The 16,608-nt window shown below is 63.2% G+C and carries 17 protein-coding genes; 10 read left to right on the plus strand and 7 right to left on the minus strand.

Annotated features, from left to right (window positions below):
* Positions 1-63 precede the first annotated feature (63 nt).
* The 4 genes from AruPA_RS12695 to AruPA_RS12710 all read right to left on the minus strand — a co-directional run bounded on the left by AruPA_RS12695 (position 64) and on the right by AruPA_RS12710 (position 2,276).
* The gene (locus tag AruPA_RS12695; protein ID WP_265637074.1) at positions 64-309 is read right to left on the minus strand and encodes a hypothetical protein; all 246 of its coding nucleotides are present in this window, start codon (positions 307-309) and stop codon (positions 64-66) included.
* A 74-nt stretch (positions 310-383) separates the two neighbouring features.
* Positions 384-1,202: an MBL fold metallo-hydrolase gene (locus AruPA_RS12700; protein WP_265637075.1), complete on the minus strand. Its 819-nt coding sequence runs from the start codon at positions 1,200-1,202 to the stop codon at positions 384-386.
* A complete protein-coding gene (locus AruPA_RS12705; RefSeq protein WP_265637076.1) occupies positions 1,202-2,047 on the minus strand; it encodes a MaoC family dehydratase N-terminal domain-containing protein in 846 nt (281 codons plus the stop codon). The genes AruPA_RS12700 and AruPA_RS12705 overlap by 1 nt, the downstream gene beginning before the upstream one ends.
* A 46-nt stretch (positions 2,048-2,093) precedes the next feature.
* The gene (locus AruPA_RS12710; RefSeq protein WP_265637077.1) at positions 2,094-2,276 is read right to left on the minus strand and encodes a hypothetical protein; all 183 of its coding nucleotides are present in this window, start codon (positions 2,274-2,276) and stop codon (positions 2,094-2,096) included.
* Positions 2,277-2,566: 290 nt separating this feature from the next.
* Between AruPA_RS12710 and AruPA_RS12715 the strand changes: the two genes are divergently transcribed.
* Together AruPA_RS12715 and AruPA_RS12720 are read left to right on the plus strand one after the other, a co-directional pair.
* A complete protein-coding gene (locus AruPA_RS12715; RefSeq protein ID WP_265637078.1) occupies positions 2,567-3,847 on the plus strand; it encodes a DUF445 domain-containing protein in 1,281 nt (426 codons plus the stop codon).
* Positions 3,848-3,849: 2 nt separating this feature from the next.
* The gene (locus AruPA_RS12720; protein WP_265637079.1) at positions 3,850-4,830 is read left to right on the plus strand and encodes a D-2-hydroxyacid dehydrogenase; all 981 of its coding nucleotides are present in this window, start codon (positions 3,850-3,852) and stop codon (positions 4,828-4,830) included.
* Here AruPA_RS12720 and AruPA_RS12725 read toward each other — a convergent pair.
* Positions 4,824-5,654: a sulfotransferase domain-containing protein gene (locus tag AruPA_RS12725; protein ID WP_265637080.1), complete on the minus strand. Its 831-nt coding sequence runs from the start codon at positions 5,652-5,654 to the stop codon at positions 4,824-4,826. The two genes, AruPA_RS12720 and AruPA_RS12725, sit on opposite strands and share 7 nt — an antisense overlap.
* A gap of 9 nt (positions 5,655-5,663) precedes the next feature.
* Positions 5,664-6,218: a YceI family protein gene (locus AruPA_RS12730; protein ID WP_265637081.1), complete on the minus strand. Its 555-nt coding sequence runs from the start codon at positions 6,216-6,218 to the stop codon at positions 5,664-5,666.
* Between the two features lie 183 nt (positions 6,219-6,401).
* Here AruPA_RS12730 and AruPA_RS12735 point away from each other — a divergent pair, with 183 nt between their 5' ends.
* On the plus strand, positions 6,402-6,746 hold the full coding sequence (locus tag AruPA_RS12735) for a DUF305 domain-containing protein (protein WP_265637082.1): 345 nt from the start codon (positions 6,402-6,404) through the stop codon (positions 6,744-6,746).
* A gap of 32 nt (positions 6,747-6,778) precedes the next feature.
* On the opposite strand, the gene AruPA_RS12740 is transcribed toward AruPA_RS12735, so the two are convergent.
* Positions 6,779-7,504, minus strand: a complete 726-nt coding sequence (locus AruPA_RS12740) for an NRDE family protein (RefSeq protein WP_265637199.1) — start codon at positions 7,502-7,504, stop codon at positions 6,779-6,781.
* A 125-nt stretch (positions 7,505-7,629) separates the two neighbouring features.
* On the opposite strand from AruPA_RS12740, the gene AruPA_RS12745 reads away from it, so the two are divergent.
* The 7 genes from AruPA_RS12745 to AruPA_RS12775 all read left to right on the plus strand — a co-directional run bounded on the left by AruPA_RS12745 (position 7,630) and on the right by AruPA_RS12775 (position 16,207).
* On the plus strand, positions 7,630-9,135 hold the full coding sequence (locus tag AruPA_RS12745; protein ID WP_265637083.1) for a UxaA family hydrolase: 1,506 nt from the start codon (positions 7,630-7,632) through the stop codon (positions 9,133-9,135).
* Positions 9,136-9,389: 254 nt separating this feature from the next.
* Positions 9,390-10,526 carry an ABC transporter substrate-binding protein gene (locus AruPA_RS12750; RefSeq protein ID WP_265637084.1) on the plus strand — a complete coding sequence of 379 codons (1,137 nt, stop codon included), beginning with the start codon at positions 9,390-9,392 and terminating at the stop codon, positions 10,524-10,526.
* Between the two features lie 17 nt (positions 10,527-10,543).
* The gene (locus tag AruPA_RS12755) at positions 10,544-11,428 is read left to right on the plus strand and encodes a branched-chain amino acid ABC transporter permease (protein WP_265637085.1); all 885 of its coding nucleotides are present in this window, start codon (positions 10,544-10,546) and stop codon (positions 11,426-11,428) included.
* Entirely contained in the window at positions 11,425-13,224 is a 1,800-nt protein-coding gene (locus AruPA_RS12760; RefSeq protein ID WP_265637086.1) for a branched-chain amino acid ABC transporter ATP-binding protein/permease, read from the plus strand. Before AruPA_RS12755 ends, AruPA_RS12760 begins: the two co-directional genes overlap by 4 nt.
* Positions 13,217-13,936: an ABC transporter ATP-binding protein gene (locus tag AruPA_RS12765; RefSeq protein WP_265637087.1), complete on the plus strand. Its 720-nt coding sequence runs from the start codon at positions 13,217-13,219 to the stop codon at positions 13,934-13,936. The genes AruPA_RS12760 and AruPA_RS12765 overlap by 8 nt, the downstream gene beginning before the upstream one ends.
* An 83-nt stretch (positions 13,937-14,019) precedes the next feature.
* A complete protein-coding gene (locus tag AruPA_RS12770; protein ID WP_265637088.1) occupies positions 14,020-14,442 on the plus strand; it encodes a cytochrome c in 423 nt (140 codons plus the stop codon).
* Between the two features lie 61 nt (positions 14,443-14,503).
* Positions 14,504-16,207 carry a PQQ-binding-like beta-propeller repeat protein gene (locus AruPA_RS12775; protein WP_265637089.1) on the plus strand — a complete coding sequence of 568 codons (1,704 nt, stop codon included), beginning with the start codon at positions 14,504-14,506 and terminating at the stop codon, positions 16,205-16,207.
* The last annotated feature ends 401 nt before the right edge of the window (positions 16,208-16,608 follow it).

A 16,608-nucleotide genomic window follows, 5' to 3' on the forward strand; every position in this document is an offset into this window, starting at 1 on the left:
CTTGTATTCATGAAAAAAGGCCGACCCCGCGAGGGGCCGGCCTTTTTCTTTTGCGGGTCCCGCTCAGTTGGCGCCGTTGGCGTGCTGCTGGGCGGCTTTCTCGCGCGCAAGTTTGGCGCGATGCTTCGCCAGTTCATGTCCGGCAATGCAACCGCCGACCGCGCCGATCACGGCATGGTGGTGCGCGTAGTGACCGGCGACGCCGCCGACCACGGCACCCTTCAGGCAGCCCTTGGCCTGGGCCAGATTGAAACCGCTGAGCGCGACCAGGGCGACGGCGGCAGCGAGGCTAGATTTCATGGCAGTCATCGGGACGCTCCATCACGGGTTGGCCCATCGATATAGGGTGCGGGTGGCGCAATGTCACGTATCCGTGATATCGGTCAGGTGGCGTGCCACACCGCGCCGTGCTCGGCTGCAAACCCCTCCGCGCGCAGCTTGAGCAGATGCGCCAGCACATTGCGCTCGGCGGCGATCTTCAGCATCGGGTTCTGCTTTGCGTAGAGCCGTGCCGCCAGATCGGCCACTGAAGCCGGGGCGCCGTGCAGGGCTTCGAGAATCGCGCTCTCGCGCTTGCGCCGATGCGCCAGCATCTCCTCGACCAGGCTCCGGGGTTCGGGCAGTGCCGGCCCGTGACCGGGCAGATAGAGCCGGTCCGCCCGGTCCAGCAGGCGCTGCAACGAGGCATAATACGCCTGCATGTCGCCATCCGGCGGATTGACGATCGAGGATGACCACGACATCACGTGATCGGCGCTGAATAATATGTCCTGATAGGCGAATGCCAGATGATCGCTGGCGTGGCCCGGCGTGTGCACCGCGGTCAGCCCGGCCACGGCATCGCCATCCGCGAGCGGGTGATCGGGCGTGAAATGCAGGGCCGCCGCACGCTCGAACCCGTAGGTTCGTGCGCCGGTGGCCGATTGCAGCGCCGCCGTGGCCCCCAGGTGATCGTGATGGGTGTGCGACAGCAGGATGCGCTTGATCGGCAGCGTGCCGGCCGCCGCCAGAATATCGCGCACATGGGCCGGGTCGTCGGGCCCGGGGTCGAGCACGGTCAACCCGTCCGCCGCGGCGATCAGGTAGGTGTTGGTGCCGTGATAGGTCATGATGCCGGGATTGCGCGCCACGATGCGGCGAATGCCCGGCAGCACCTCCAGCGCGATGCCTCGTGGCGGTTCGGGTTCGGTCAGAAACGGCATTACCGCGCCGTGCCGGCCATGCACACCGCACCGCTGCTGTCGCGCAGCGTCAGATCGAGCCCGTCCGGCCCGTCGATTGCGGCCAGGGTCAGCGCCTTGCCCTGAAACACCGCGCGCCGCGCCCGGAAGGCGAAGGCGCGGATTGGCGCCTGGTTGCGGCAGGTGCGGGCGAAATCGGCGAGCCAGGTCGCCTGCAATGCGCCCTGCACCACGAGACCAGGATAATGTTCGACCCCGGTGACATATTCGTAATCATAGTGAATGCGATGGGAATTGCCGGTTACCGCCGAATAGCGAAACAGCGTCAGCGCGTCCGGCATCACGCTGCGGGTGCGCGCCGCCGGCGGCACCGGTTCGGGCACCGCCGCGCTGACGGCCGGATCATCCGCGGCGCGGTACACCACATCCTGCAATTCGGTGATGGCCGTCTCGCCGGCGGGGCCGATGTCATGGCGCAACTGGATGAAGGCGAGCGTGCCGGTGCGGCCCTGTTTGAGCGTTGCACCGGCGATGCTGGAGCGGCGCTCCACCGCCTCACCAACGCGCAGGCTGCGATGAAACGTGACCGCGCTGCCGGCCCACATCCGCCGTTCCATTCCTGCGATGGCGGGCATGAACTCGCCGCGCGCCGCATGGCCATCGGGGCCGAGCGTGCTCCATTTCTGCCAGTCCTGAAACAACACCCAATGCCAGAGCGGCGGCACGGTGCCATCGGCCGGGGCATCGGTATCGAGGGTTGCCGCGAGCGCGGCGATGCGATGGGGGGAAACGACATCGCTGACCAAAGCGGTGCGCCCGATCAACCCGTCGAGTTCAGCCTGGATTTGGGTGTGATTGCTGTCCATGCCGCAAGATTAGACCCGACCGGCCGGATTTGCCCATAGGGCGCCGTTATCCGACGCCGAACAACGCCGCCATCAAGGCCAGTACCGCACCCGCCAGGACAAAACCCGCGATCCAGATGCCCGGCGATAGTCGCTCGCGGTCCTGACTTGGCCGCCAGCCCCCCGATTCGTGGGGTTGGCCGCCCAGTTCACCCGGGGCTTTCACCCGGCCTGCATTGCGCATGACCATGGCACGTTCCTCCGGCGCAAATCTGCGCCGGTTGCGGGGGACTCGGCAAGGAAAACTGTAGGGGTAGCCGGAGCGAGGCGAGGAAGGCGTCTTTTTTGTAAAAAAGAAGCAAAAAACTTTCCTTAATTTGGGGTATCGCCGGTTTCACGGGCACGGTCTCAAATTTACAAAGTTTTTTTTGCTTCTTTTTTGTTCACAAAAAAGAAGACTCTTCCTTACCCTGATCGACCGCCTTAGCAGACCATAAGGGACCGCTTGCCGATTGCGGTACCGCAGGCCACATCACGCCGATGCCACGACCGATCATCGAGACCGATCCCGACCTGCCGTTGCGCCGGTCCCTTGCCCGTCACCGTGCCTTCGCCAGCGGTTTGCTCGTGGTCATGGCAGTGCTGGCGGCTTTTGCCTATTGGCTGCCGCCCACGCTGGGCGCGTTGTTTCTGCGCGATGCCGCCAAGGCCGGCGTGATCGGCGGCATTGCCGACTGGTTCGCGGTCACCGCGCTGTTCCGCCATCCGCTGGGGCTGCCGATTCCGCACACCGCGATTCTGCCGGCGCAGAAAGAGCGCCTGGGCGGCGCGCTGGGCCGGTTCGTCGCCAATCACGTCTTTACCGAGGCCGATGTCGCGCGGTTTCTGGCAGGGCTCGATATTCCTGATCTGCTTGGCCGGTTTCTGGCCGATCCGGCAATGGCGCGGCCGATGGCCGAGGCGATCGCGGGGTCCCTGCCGAGGCTGCTGCAATCGGTCGAGGACGGGCGTTTGCGACGCCTGTTCACCAGGTTGCTGCCGCGCATCGCCGGTGGTCCGGCGGCCGGGCGCGTGGTGGCGCGCGCGCTTGCCTCATTGGTGCAGAGCGGTCGGCACCAGGAGGTATTTTCGTTCATACTGGAACAATTGCGCGCCATGCTGCAGACCCGCGAGGCGGATTTGAAGCAGATCGTGCGCGAGCGGGTGCGCGAGCAGGGCGGTGTGCTGGTGGGCTGGGCGGTCGGCGCCAATATCGCCTCGAAAGTGGTGAGCACGCTGAACACCGAACTCGACCGGGTCCGGCCGGACGGATCGGAATTGCGGGCGGCCTTCGATGAATGGGTTGGCCGCGAGATCGTCCGCCTGACCGAAGATCCGGCACGGGCGGCGGAACTTGGCGCGGCGCTGCGCGGCATGGTCACGCACGAGAGCATGCGGGCGTGGGGGCGCGACATCTGGGCCCGGCTGCGCGATGCCATCGCACAGGATGCCGGGCGGCCGGGCGGGCATAGCGTGGCGCTGATCGATACGATTCTCGCCAATCTGGGCACCATGCTGCGCGATGACCCCGGCACGCGCGCGCGGATTTCCGCCGCGGCGGGGGCGGTGGTGGCGCGGCTGCTGCCGGCGGCACAGGTCGAGATTGCCGGGTTCATCGGCCGCGTCGTCGGCAATTGGGATGCCGAAACCATCACGGACAAGCTTGAACTCCGGGTGGGCAGGGATTTGCAGTTCATCAGGGTCAACGGCACGCTGGTTGGGTTTCTGATCGGTGGTATGCTGTTCCTGCTGCTGCATTTCGGTTTCCACCAACAGGGTTGAGCATGCACATCCATATCCACGAGTTTCCCGACAGCCCGTTTCTGAAATTGACAGCGGAAGAGTTTCATGCGGCGGCGGCGTTGGCGGGGCCCGCCGGACAGGGGCATCGGCTGACCGTGGGGGCCAGCATCGCCGATTACGAGGCCGCGGCCGCAACGCTCGACGTGCTGATCGCCACACCGGGCGCGGTGCGGCGGCTCGACCTGATGGCGGCACCGCAGCTTAAACTCATTCAGTCCACGGCCGCGGGTGTCGATGCGCTGGCGCCGTTCGATATGATCCCGGCCGGGGTGAAGCTGCTGAACAATCGCGGCGTGCATGCCGACCGCGCCGGTGAATTCGCGATCATGGCGATGCTGATGCTCACCACGCAGATGCAGCGCTTTGCGGCCGATCAACGCGCGCAGCGCTGGCAGCGCCGGCCCTCGGGCGTGGTGGCGGGGCGGCGGGCGACCATTGTGGGCGTCGGCGGCCTCGGTGGCGGGGCGGCGCGGCGGGCGCGGCAATTCGGCATCCATGTCACCGGCATCCGGTTCGGGACCGATCCGCACCCCGATTGCGACGAGACGCTGCCGATCGCGGCCCTGGATACCGTGCTGCCCACCAGCGATTTTCTGATCCTCGCCTGCCCGCTCACCCACGCGACGCACCACCTGCTCGATGCGCGGCGAATTGCGCTGCTGCCGGCCCATGCCGGGGTGATCAACATCGGTCGTGGCGGTCTGGTCGATCAGGCGGCGCTGATTGCGGCGCTGAACACCCATGCCATCGCCGGCGCCGTGCTCGACGTGTTTGCCGCCGAGCCGATCCCGCCGGGCGATCCGGTGTGGACGGCGGAGAATCTGATCATTACGCCGCATATCTCATCCGATGATCCGGATCATTACAATGCCGCGACGCTCGCGCTGTTTTTCGCCAACCTTGCCACGCTGGCCGAAGGGCGCGACCCGCCGACCCTGGTTGATTTTTCGAAGGGTTATTGATCGCGGTAGCGAAACCGGCGCATCTGCACGGCGTGATCGCGCTCGATCCGCCGCCGCTGCGCCGGGCTGAGCGCCGTGCGCCACTGGCCGGCGGTGCCGTTGCGAAAAAACGCGGCGGCGGTGACCGGGCGTTCGGCAAAGCCATGCGCCTGCTCCTGGGCGGCAAGGGCGGCAAACCGGCTTGCCGCGATTGCGCGTTCGAGCCGGGCGGCGTCGGGCGTCGCGCCCAGAAACCGCACCACATCGCCGAACCCGTCCGCCGGGTCGTCCAGCAGATCCTCGTAGCGCAAAACCAGCAGTTTCGGATGGGGATCGGCGGTCCATGAAGCGACATGGCGCGACCAGGAGCCGATGAACTCCAGCACCTTGCGATCATCACCGCCGCTCACCGCCCGGTCGTCCGCCAGCAGCGCGATCATTGCATCGAGCGTGATCCCCAGATGCGCCGCATACGACACCACCACGTCGCGCGGGTCGCGCACCAGATAGATCGCGCGGTCCGTCACCTCGGGCGTGATCAGGGCGACACCATGGCTCATGATTGCCGCGTTATGGGTCTTGACGAACACCCGCGCCGCATCCGTCCCCATCAGGTCGCGATGAACCAGCGGGCGGAGCCGCGCCAGTTCAGACGTCCGATAGGTGCGCGCGGGCCGTGGATCGTGGCGGTGATACAGCGCCGCCCCACTCTCGCCGGTGGTCAGATCGGTCAGACGGTTGATGTCGTATGGCGTCGCGCGGTCGGTCAGGTAGTTATGGATGAAGGCGCGCAGCCAGGTGTTGCCCGATTTGGGGTAGGCGGCGAGCCAGATCAGTTTGCCCATGGGCCGCGGTCAGGCAGGCGGCTTGCCGTCGAGCGAGATTTTATTGGTCACCCGGATCATTTTGCTCACGGTCATCGACTGGCCGGTGAGACCCCAGTGGAACCGGTTGAACGATCCCGCCGTGTCGATATCGGCCAGTTTGCCGTCGACCATCCGGTAGGTCACGGCCATGTCAAACCGATGGGTCTGGCCATGATTGGTCAATTCGCCCGCCAGCACCGTGCCGCCCTTGGTGCAGGTGCCGACATAGCGCGAGGTCGGGTATTTGTCGGGGTCGAGAAAATCCTTCGCCATCACCTGGCCCCGAATGATCGCGTTGGGCAGAGCGAGGCTGCGGGTCTGGAACGTGACATCGACCGAACAGGTCTTCGCCACCGGATCGAACTGGAGCGTGCCGGCAAGCTGGCGGTACGTGCCGGTCACCGTGAACAGAATGGCGCCCGAATGCGTCTGCGCCAGCATATTGCCGGGCGTGAGCTGCAATGTCTCCGGCGCCGCCTGCGCCATGCCGCTACAAGCCAGCACGGCCAGACCCAGGGGGATGTAGAACGAGGCTCGGTTCATGGTCGCTCCTGCAAATTTTTATCCCTCCCCTATGCCCGAGTTCGGGCTGTGGGACGAGGGGTGTCAGGGCCGGCCCGACCGATGGGGGACGAAGAGCGTGCGCGGAAGGCCCGGCGTTGAAAGGATGATGGGGCACGCCCACGTGCCAGCAGCGTTCGCGTTCATCGGTTCAGGAGACTGCTCATGACAATCCGCCACGTCGCGTTTTTCGCCGGACTGACCCTGCTGGCAGCGGCGCCGGTCGCATGGGGCCAGACGAGCATGACGCCGGCTGATCAATCATTCGTCGGCGCGATGCAGCAGATGGACCAGGCGACGAAATCGATGCCGATGACCGGCAAGACCGACCAGGATTTCGTCATGATGATGGTGCCGCACCATGAAGCGGCGGTGGCGATGGCTCAGACGGAACTGAAATATGGGAAATCGCCGTTTCTGAAGCGCATGGCGCGCAACATCATCAAATCGCAGGATCACGAAATCAAACAGATGCGCCGCTGGCTGGCCAGGCACCCCGGCACGCATTGAGCCCGCGCTTCAACCCGCGGCGGGGTGCCCGCCTACGGCCATGGTTCCAGGCTGACAGGCATAAAGGCGGTGCGGTCGGGCGGGCCCGCGGCAAACTGAAATAGCGTGGCCTCGGGGGCCAGCGCGACGAGGCACGATGAGACGGTGCCGAACCCGTCGTGCGGGGCGACGTTGAGGCTGGTTTCCGCCGGTGGGGTCTGGTCTGCGAGCAGAGCGGTCCAATCGGACCAGTCATTGGTTGACGGGTCGGGGCGGGGGGCAGCCTCGAATCGGGGTTTGTAGCGCGCGATGCGCGGGTTGGCGGCATCGTTCGGATCGCCGGCCGTGATCATGGTGATACCTGGTGCGACCGATGCAGCCTCGGGCGCGCCGGATTCGAGGCCGCGGATCAGAAAGCCGCCGGTGGCATCGGCGATCAGCATGTTGAAGCCGCGGTATGAGCCCGCGTTCAAAGCGACGATGTGATCCGCCGCGGCGGCGGCGGTCCTGCCCCGCAGGGCGATCAGCGGCAGGTCGCCGCGGCTTGATTTACCCGGAGCCGGGCCGAGGCTCGCGGTGCGGTTCAGCACCGCCGCGATGACGCCGTGCTGATTGACGCCGAGCCAGGTGCCGCCGGCCAGCCGATCGCGCCCGGCGATCACCCCGGGCCAAAACCGGCCAGGCGGGTCCCACGGGCGATCGAGCCGTTCATCGCGATTGGCGGCGATCACGAGGGGCCAGGTGGCGGCCGGCACGAAGGAGAGAATGAGCGAACACATCGGGTCGAGGTAGGCGATGGGGTGATGTTTGTAAAAAGCGCATCGCGCCGCGATCCCGGCCATACTGGCCGAGCCGACGAAAATCCGGCAGACAGGCGAGACACGGCACAGTTTCGAGGCAAGCGATGACAAGACCGGCCACCATGCGGCTGCACCATGATGACAATGTTCTGGTTGCCCTCGAGCCGCTCGCCAGCGGCAGCGTCGTGGCGGGAATAACGGCGACCGAGCGGATTCCGCGCGGTCATAAAATGGCGAGCACCGCAATCGCACCGGGTGCCGCGATCCATAAATTCGGCCAGATCATCGGCTTCGCCGGTCAGGCGATTGCGCCGGGCGCCTGGGTGCATGAGCATAACGTGACGCTGCACGAGTTCGACCGTGAGTATCAGGTCGAGTCCCAACCCACCGCCGTGGTTGAGCCAGCCGCCTCGTTTCAGGGGTTCCGCCGCGCCAATGGCCGTGCGGGCACGCGTAACTACCTTGCGATCCTGAGTTCGGTGAACTGCGCCGCGACGGTTGCGCGCCAGATCGTGCGCCAGGCCGAAAAGACCGGCCTGCTCGACGCCTATCCGAATATCGACGGCATCGTACCGCTCACCCACGGTACCGGCTGCGGCATGGCCGCGAACGGCGAGGGGTTCGAGACGCTCGAACGCACCCTGTGGGGCACCGCCTGCAACCCGAATATTGCCGCGGTCCTGTTCGTCGGCCTGGGATGCGAAGTGTTTCAGATCGCGCGGATGAAAGCGGCCTATGGTATCGCCGAGGGCGATGCGTTTCGATCGATGACGATTCAGGAGAGCGGCGGTACGCCGGCCACAATAGCCGCCGGGCTCGCGGCCCTGCGCGATATGGCGCCGATCGCCAATGCGGCGACGCGCAGCACCATTCCGGCATCCGAACTAATTCTGGCGCTGCAGTGCGGCGGCTCGGACGCCTATTCCGGCCTGACCGCCAACCCCGCGCTGGGGGCTGCGGTCGATATTCTGGTGCGGCAGGGCGGTACGGCGATTTTGTCCGAGACGCCGGAAATCTATGGGGCGGAGCATCTGCTGGTGCGGCGGGCAGCGAGCCAGCGCGTGGCCGATGATCTGCTCGCGCGGATCGACTGGTGGCGACGCTACGTTGCACGCACCGGCGATGAAATGAACAACAACCCATCGCCCGGCAACAAGGCTGGCGGGCTGACCACGATTTTGGAAAAATCGCTTGGCGCGGTTGCGAAAGGCGGCAGCGTACCGCTGAGTGGCGTTGTTCGCTATGCTGAGCCGGTGACCGGGCGGGGCCTCGTTTTCATGGACACGCCGGGGTACGACCCGGTCTCGGCCACCGGCCAGGTGGCGGGGGGTGCCAATATTCTGTGCTTCACGACCGGTCGTGGTTCGGCCTTCGGCTGCAAGCCGGTGCCGAGCCTGAAACTCGCGACCAACAGCGATCTGTATCGCCGGATGGAATCGGATATGGATATCGATTGCGGCGATATCCTCGATGGTGTCAGCATCGCGGCCAAAGGCCAGCAGATTTTCGACCGGCTGCTCGAGATTGCCTCGGGTACTGCGACGAAATCCGAGATCCTCGGCTATGGCGATAATGAATTCGTGCCTTGGCAGATTGGGGCGGTGATGTAGGAAGGGTAACAAGAGAAGACGTCTTTTTTGTAAAAAAGAAGCAAAAAACTTTTTTTAATTTGGGGCATGGGCGGTATCGCGGGCACGGGCCAAGTTGGTGAAGTTTTTTTTGCTTCTTTTTTGTTCACAAAAAAGAACACCTTCTCTCCCGTACGCTCCCGCGTCCGCCCCTTGCGGAGAGGATTGAATTTAATATACGATCGACACCAATCGATCAGCCTGAAAAATTAAATCGATCAGAACGGGAAACGAACATGACAATCAAGATCCAAACCGGCCTCGTCAGTGCAGCTGTTTTCGCAGCCACGCTCGGCATAGCCACCGCGCAGGCCGCCAAGACGATCGATATCGGCCTGATCGCCGATCTCACCGGTCCGGCCGCGCTCAGCGGCAAGCACAAAGTCGATGGTGCCAAACTCGCGGTCAATGAAATCAACGCCAAGGGCGGCATCAACGGCAAGAAAATCAAGCTGTTCATCGAGGATGACCAGGGCAAGAATCAAGCCGGCGTCTCGGCTTATGAAAAACTCGCCTCGAATCAGAATATCATCGCCATCATCGGCTCGGTGCGCAGCACGATCGTGAACGCGACGCTGCCTTACGTGGCGCGTGACAAAATTCCGACCATGATCGGCGGCACCGATCCGATGCTTACCCATGTCGGCAATCAATGGGTGTTCCGCTTCCGCCCGAACGATACCTATGCCTCGCAAGCGATGGCCGGCTACGCGGTGGACTCGATGGGTGCGAAGAAGGTCGCGATTTTATACGATACCGATGCGTTCGGCTCCGCCGGCAACGAGCTGCTGAAAACCGCCTTCGCCAAGGACAAGACACCGGTCGTCAGCGACCAGGGCTATACCACCGCGACGCGGGACTACACCTCCTTCCTCGAGAAAATCAAAAGCTCGGGGGCGAATCTGCTGGCCACCTACATGACGAATGCCGAGGATGAAGCGCAGATGCTCAAGCAGCTGCGCCAGCTCGGCCTGAAAATCCAGATCATGGGTTCCCCTTCGATCGCCACCGCCGTATGCATCCAGCTTGCCGGACCGGCCGTGAACGGCACCTATGGCGTGTCGGATTTCGTGGCGAATGGCAATCCGCAGGCCAAGGCATTCACCGCCAAATACACCGCCGCTTATCATTCCGAACCCGATCTGTTCGGCGGATGGGTCTATGATGCGATCAACGTGCTCTCGCGGGTGATCGCGAAGGACGGCACCTCCGGTCCTGCCATCCAGAAAGGGATCCGGGCGGTCAAGGGCTACAAAGGTGTCGAAGGCGTCTATAATTTCGATGACAAGGGCGACGGACTGCACGGCTATTCGGTGGTGAAGATAACGGATGGCAAGGTGCATCTGATCAAATACGACGATTTCACCAAGTAGCGCGGCCGGGCCGGCGCGTGTTCGTCGAATTTATTCAGCTCACGATTGCCGGCCTCGCGGTCGGCAGTATCTACGCGCTCGTCGCGTTGGGCTTCGTGCTGATCTACACCTCGGTCAATGTCGTGAATTTCGCGCAGGGTGATTTCGCGATGATCGGGGCGTATTTCATGGTCAGCCTCGTGCTCGGCGTGCACTGGCCCTGGTGGATCGCCCTGCCGGCCGCCATGGTGCTGACCGGTCTGGTGGGCGCGTTGTTCCAGCTCGTGCTCTATCAACCGGTGCGTAACCGAACGCGCAACTTTCTGCCGGTGATGATCGCAACCGTCGGCGCGTCGGTGTTTCTTGAGCAGGTGTTTCTGCTGATCTACGGCCCGGTGCCGTTTCAGCTGCCGGGCATATTCAAGGCGCAATCTGTCAATATCGATGGCGTGTTCGTCTATCCGCAGTACCTCGTGATCATTGTGGTGACTTCAGTGATGGTGACGGTGCTGAACTGGTTTCTGGAACGTACCAAACTCGGCAAGCAACTTCAGGCCACCGCGCAGGATGCGGATACCGCGCGCCTGATGGGAATTCGCGTCGCCCGCATGACCGCGCTGATTTTCGCGATCAGCACCGGGCTCGGCGGTCTTGCCGGTATTCTGATCGCCCCGGTCTATACCGTGACCGCGGGGATGGGATCGACCATCGCGTTGAAGGCGTTTGCATCCGCGATTGTTGGCGGCTTCGGCTCGATCAAGGGTGCCATCGTCGGCGGCCTGACCATCGGCCTCGTGGAAACCTATGGTGCTACCTACATTTCCGGCAGCTATCGCGATGCGTTTCCGTTCATCGTGCTGATCCTGTTCCTGATCTTCCGGCCCAGCGGTCTGTTCGGTGAGAAGGTCTCGCAGAAAGTATGACCAGAGCCGCCCTAAAATTCCTGCCGTTCCTGATCGCGCTCGCGCTGATCCCGATCTTCCTGCCTGGCGGCCGCCTCGGCTCATATTACCTCACGCTGCTGATCCTGTCGGTATCCTACGCGGTCGCGGCACTGGGTCTGACGATATTGCTCGGCTATTCTGGTCAGGTTTCGCTGGCGCAGGCCGCATTTTTCGGCATCGGTGCCTATGCCTTCGCCGTGCTTGCGGCCAAGCACGATGTGCCGTTCGGGTTAGCCGCCATCGCCGCGCTGATCATCACCACAGGCTTCGGTTTTCTGCTGGGCCTGATCTCGCTTCGCCTCGCCAGCCATTATCTCGCTTTGGTCACCATCGGGTTTCAGATCATCGTCGGGCTGGTGCTGAACAATTGGGCGATCGTCACCGGCGGGGCCGATGGCGTTTCCAACATTCCGCGCCCGGCGTTTTTCGGCATCGATTTCAGCCATGATCATTATTTCTATTGGCTGAGCATCGCCTGCCTCGGCATTGCCTCCTACCTCGTCTATCGCCTGCGCCATTCGCGCCTCGGTGGCGCGCTGCTTGCGCTGCGCGAAGATGAGATCGCCGCCGCATCGAACGGCATCAGCCTGTTCTGGACCAAGATCCTCGCGTTCACCGCCTCCGCCACGCTCGGCGGCCTCGGTGGAATTCTATACGCATCCGGATCGATGTATATCAGCCCCAACGTGTTCGATTTCAATCAGTCGGTCTCGTTTTTTGCAATGACGCTGGTGGGTGGCCAGGAATCGATCGTCGGCACCACGCTGGGCGCCGCGTTGATCACTTTCCTGCCGGAAGTGCTGCGGTTTCTGCACGCCTACTACATTGCGGTGTATGGCGCGCTGGTGGTCATCGTCATTCTGTTCATGCCGCAGGGCCTTTATGGCATGCTGCTCCGCGGGGCGGATGCGCTGCGCGATATGGTGTTCCGCAGGCCGGTGGAGGGCGCTGCCGTGCCGGTCGAGGCGCAGCGCCAACACAGCCTCAAACGTCCGGTCGCGAGCAGTGACCCTATTCTGCAGATCACGGGTCTGCGCAAGCATTTCGGTGGCATCAAGGCGGTGGACGGTGTGGATTTCACCATCTGCCGCGGCGACATCGCGGTGCTGATCGGCCCGAACGGTTCAGGCAAAACCACCGCGCTCAATGTGCTCAGCGGGGTCTATACCGCAACCGCCGGGACAATCAGTTTCAAAGGCGCGGATATCACCAACCGGCGTCCGGCCGAAATCAACCGCCTCGGTATAACCCGCACCTTTCAGAACATTCGCCTGTTTCCCGAACTCACAGCGCTCGAGAATGTGGTAATCGGCTACTATCCGAAAGGCACCGTCGGGCTGCTCGGCACGCTGTTCGCGCGCCGGCGCGGCTTCATCGAAGATCGCGAAGCCATGGCAAAGGCACGCGAGACCCTGCGCCTGCTTGGCTTTTCCCGGTTTGATGTGAAGGCGAAGAACCTGCCCTATGGTCAGCAGCGCGTCGTTGAAATCGCACGCGCTATCGTTGCGGGCCCGGAATTGTTGCTGCTCGATGAGCCGGCGGCCGGCATGAACCGCGAGGAGACCGCGGCGCTTTCTGAAATTCTGTACCGCATCCATGATCTTGGCCTGACGATCCTGTTGATCGAGCACGACATGTCTTTTGTCGCCAGTGTCGCCACCCGCGCCTATGTAATGGATTTCGGCCAGAAGATCAGCGAAGGAACGGTGGCCGAGGTGCTGTCGGATCAGAAGGTCATCAAGGCCTATCTTGGCGATGATGCCGAATATGCTTGAGGTCAGCGGCATCAGCGCGCGATACGGCAACGTAACGGCATTGCACGATGTCAGCCTGACGGTCGGTCAGGGAGAAATCATCGTGCTGCTCGGTGTCAACGGCGCCGGTAAATCGACCACGCTCAAAACCATATCGGGTCTGCTGCATCCGGCGCGCGGCGGCATCAGGTTCGAAGGCGAGGCGATCGACCGCATGGCCCCGGAAGCCATCGTGCGCCGGGGCATTGCGCATGTACCGGAGGGGCGCCACGTATTTCCGGGTCTGACCGTGCGCGAAAATCTGGTGATGGGCACCTCGAACCGCAAAGTCACGCGCGCCGAGACCGAATCCGACATCGAGCGCATCCTGGAGATTTTCCCCGACCTGAAGCGGCTTTACACCCAGATGGGCTGGTCGCTCAGCGGCGGCCAGCAACAGATGCTCGCGATCGGGCGTGGTCTGATGGCGCGGCCAAAATTGCTGATGCTCGATGAACCGTCGCTCGGTCTCGCACCGGTCATCATCAAGCAGGTGTTCCGCACCATCAAATCGATCAACGAGGCCGGCATGACGATTTTGTTGGTTGAGCAGAACGTTGGCCTCAGCCTGAAAATCGCCCACCGGGCCTATCTGCTGGAAACCGGGCGCATGATCCGCACCGACACCGCGGCGGCCCTGCGCGAGGACGACGGGTTCCGGACCGCGCTGCTGGGGGTCAAGCCGGGGGCCTAGCGTCTTTACAAGATCGTCATGATCCTGTTATTCCTTCGGGCGCAAAATAATGTACCGCACAGCACGAGGGGATAGATAAATTCATGCGTCGGCTATTTGTGGCACTCAGCCTGACAGCGCTATCGTGCCTGGCGTCCGGTTCCATTGCCCGCGCGGCCTGTGCTCCTGGGGATTTTACAAAAGCGCAGGCGGCTCAAGGTAAAATTTTGTACGATGCCAATTGCGCGTCCTGCCACATGACTAACCTGTCCGGCGGGTCAGGTCCGGCGCTGGGGGGCGCCAAGTTCAAATCCTACCTCGATTTCACCAAGATTACGGGCGCCCAATTATTGTCGTTCATTACGGCACAAATGCCGTATCAGGCGCCTGGCAGCCTGAAACCAGCCGAATATCGGTCGATATTCGCGTATATATTGCAGCAAAACCAATACAAAGCGGGCAATGTGCCGCTGACCGGGCAAACCGCCGCCTGCATCGCCATGCTGCCGTATCCGGGTAAATCCTGAAACACCACCCGGACGTCGGCTGTTCGTTAGTGTTTTTCACATGTTCAATGAGGGAATTTCCATGACAAAATCCATCCCGTCGAGCCGGCTGTCGCGCCGGCTGCGCTCTGCCGTGCTGCCGGCCGCGGCGCTGCTATGCCTTGGCATGGCGCATACCGCATTGGCCGGCGCCACCGAGGCGGCAGGTTCGGAGACCGGCGGCAAAACGGAGGTTGCCGGCAAGACGATCACGGCGAATGTCAACGTCACCTCCGGCATGATCGAGACGGCACCGAAAAGCGGCGCGAACTGGCTCGTCACCGGCCGTGATTATGACAATTCGCGCTTCTCACCGCTCAAGCAGATCAACGCCGGTAACGTCGCGCATCTCACCCCCGTGGCGATCGCGCAGACCGGCTTTACCGCGAGCTTCGAAACCACGCCGATCGTGGTCAACGGCATCATGTACCTCACCACTCCGATGGTGAACGACAAGCAGGCCCTGATCGCGATGAACGCGGCAACCGGTGCCACGCTGTGGACCTACACCTACACCGACGGCACCAACCAGATCTGCTGTGGCCCGGTCAATCGCGGTGCCGCGGCGGCCGATGGCAAAGTGTTCATGCTGACGCTCGATGACAAGCTGATCGCGGTGGATGCCGCAACCGGCAAGCAGGCATGGATGAGCACGGTCGCCGATCCGCGCTATGGTTATTCCGAGACGATGGCACCCACCGTCTATAAGAACATGGTGATCATCGGCAGCGCCGGTGGCGAATGGCCGATCCGTGGTTTCGTCGCCGCCTATGACGTCAAGACCGGCAAGAAGATCTGGCAGTTCAACACGACCAACAAGGAAAAAAGCTGGGCCGGCGACTCCTGGAAGACCGGCGGTGGCACGGTGTGGACCACGCCGACGGTCGATGCCAAGCGCGGCTTGTTGATTTTCGCGACCGGCAACCCGAACCCCGATCTGAACGGCGCCTCGCGCCTCGGTGACAATCTATACACCGACTCGATCGTCGCCCTGCATGTCGATACCGGCAAACTTGCCTGGTATTATCAGGAAGTGAAGCACGACGTGTGGGATTACGATGCGGTCAGCAACGTTCTGCTGTTCGATACCAAGGTGAACGGCAAGACCGTCCCCGCGGCCGGTGAGGCCGGCAAGACTGCCTGGTTCTACATCGTGAACCGCGAAACCGGTCAGTTGATCCGCAAATCCGAACCGTTCGACAAGCAAAAGAACATGTTCGCCCAGCCGACGCTGGCCGGCGTACAGATGCTGCCGGGTGCCAACGGTGGCGCCGAATGGTCACCCCCGGCGTTCTCGCCGCTCACGCATGAGGTTTATGTGTTGGGCATGAACCAGTTGATGACCTTCACCAACGAAAAGAGCAGCCCTGCAATTCCTGGCCAGATCCGGCTGGGCAGCACCTTCAAGAACGTGCCGCACGGGGTGCAGGACGGTACGTTGACGGCCATCAACGTCGATACCGGCAAGATCGCCTGGAACGACCACATGCCTCAGCCCATGATGGGCGGCGCGCTCGCGACGGCGGGCAATCTGGTGTTCACGGGTGAGGGCAACGGCTGGTTCGACGCGATGGATGCCAAAACCGGCAAACGTCTCTGGCGGTTCAACCTTGGCGCCGGCGTCAACGCACCGCCGATCGCCTACAGCGTCGCGGGCCGTGAATACATCGCCGTGGCCGCTGGGGGCAATTTCCAGCTCAGCTACCCGTATGGCGACACGGTGGCGATCTTCGCGCTCTCAAAATAACACGGGCGGCGACCCGCCGTGCGTACGACGGGTCGGCGTTGCGTACGACGCCTCACGCACCAGGCCGTACGGATCGGGCCCGGGCAATGCGGCGGCATCGTACTGCATCGGCCGGGTAAATGAATGGGTCATCGGCGGTCAACGCCGGTGGCCTTTTCTGTTTTTGCCGCGGTGGCGCGGCATCGCCTCTGCGGCGAGCGATCAGCTGGCGGATTACCGTCCTTGGGGGGACGGGCGCCGATGCCATGAGCCTCGCACATTCGCCAGACCGGTGCGCGGCGATCGCGCAGACCAGTATCGTTGGGTGGCCTGAAACATCGGGGTCGGTGGACCCTGGCCAGGCCGGGGGTTCGAGGGCGGATAACCCCCGGCCTTGCTGGCTGCAAGGCACCCCCGGTCGG

Source organism: Acidiphilium sp. PA (assembly GCF_026191915.1).
GTDB lineage: Bacteria > Pseudomonadota > Alphaproteobacteria > Acetobacterales > Acetobacteraceae > Acidiphilium.

Coding starts and splice junctions, on each gene's coding strand:
- AruPA_RS12695 (WP_265637074.1), bottom strand. CDS start 309: ATGACTGCCATGAAATCTAGCCTCGCTGCCGCCGTCGCCCTGGTCGCG.
- AruPA_RS12700 (WP_265637075.1), bottom strand. CDS start 1,202: ATGCCGTTTCTGACCGAACCCGAACCGCCACGAGGCATCGCGCTGGAG.
- AruPA_RS12705 (WP_265637076.1), bottom strand. CDS start 2,047: ATGGACAGCAATCACACCCAAATCCAGGCTGAACTCGACGGGTTGATC.
- AruPA_RS12710 (WP_265637077.1), bottom strand. CDS start 2,276: ATGGTCATGCGCAATGCAGGCCGGGTGAAAGCCCCGGGTGAACTGGGC.
- AruPA_RS12715 (WP_265637078.1), top strand. CDS start 2,567: ATGCCACGACCGATCATCGAGACCGATCCCGACCTGCCGTTGCGCCGG.
- AruPA_RS12720 (WP_265637079.1), top strand. CDS start 3,850: ATGCACATCCATATCCACGAGTTTCCCGACAGCCCGTTTCTGAAATTG.
- AruPA_RS12725 (WP_265637080.1), bottom strand. CDS start 5,654: ATGGGCAAACTGATCTGGCTCGCCGCCTACCCCAAATCGGGCAACACC.
- AruPA_RS12730 (WP_265637081.1), bottom strand. CDS start 6,218: ATGAACCGAGCCTCGTTCTACATCCCCCTGGGTCTGGCCGTGCTGGCT.
- AruPA_RS12735 (WP_265637082.1), top strand. CDS start 6,402: ATGACAATCCGCCACGTCGCGTTTTTCGCCGGACTGACCCTGCTGGCA.
- AruPA_RS12740 (WP_265637199.1), bottom strand. CDS start 7,504: ATGTGTTCGCTCATTCTCTCCTTCGTGCCGGCCGCCACCTGGCCCCTC.
- AruPA_RS12745 (WP_265637083.1), top strand. CDS start 7,630: ATGACAAGACCGGCCACCATGCGGCTGCACCATGATGACAATGTTCTG.
- AruPA_RS12750 (WP_265637084.1), top strand. CDS start 9,390: ATGACAATCAAGATCCAAACCGGCCTCGTCAGTGCAGCTGTTTTCGCA.
- AruPA_RS12760 (WP_265637086.1), top strand. CDS start 11,425: ATGACCAGAGCCGCCCTAAAATTCCTGCCGTTCCTGATCGCGCTCGCG.
- AruPA_RS12765 (WP_265637087.1), top strand. CDS start 13,217: ATGCTTGAGGTCAGCGGCATCAGCGCGCGATACGGCAACGTAACGGCA.
- AruPA_RS12770 (WP_265637088.1), top strand. CDS start 14,020: ATGCGTCGGCTATTTGTGGCACTCAGCCTGACAGCGCTATCGTGCCTG.
- AruPA_RS12775 (WP_265637089.1), top strand. CDS start 14,504: ATGACAAAATCCATCCCGTCGAGCCGGCTGTCGCGCCGGCTGCGCTCT.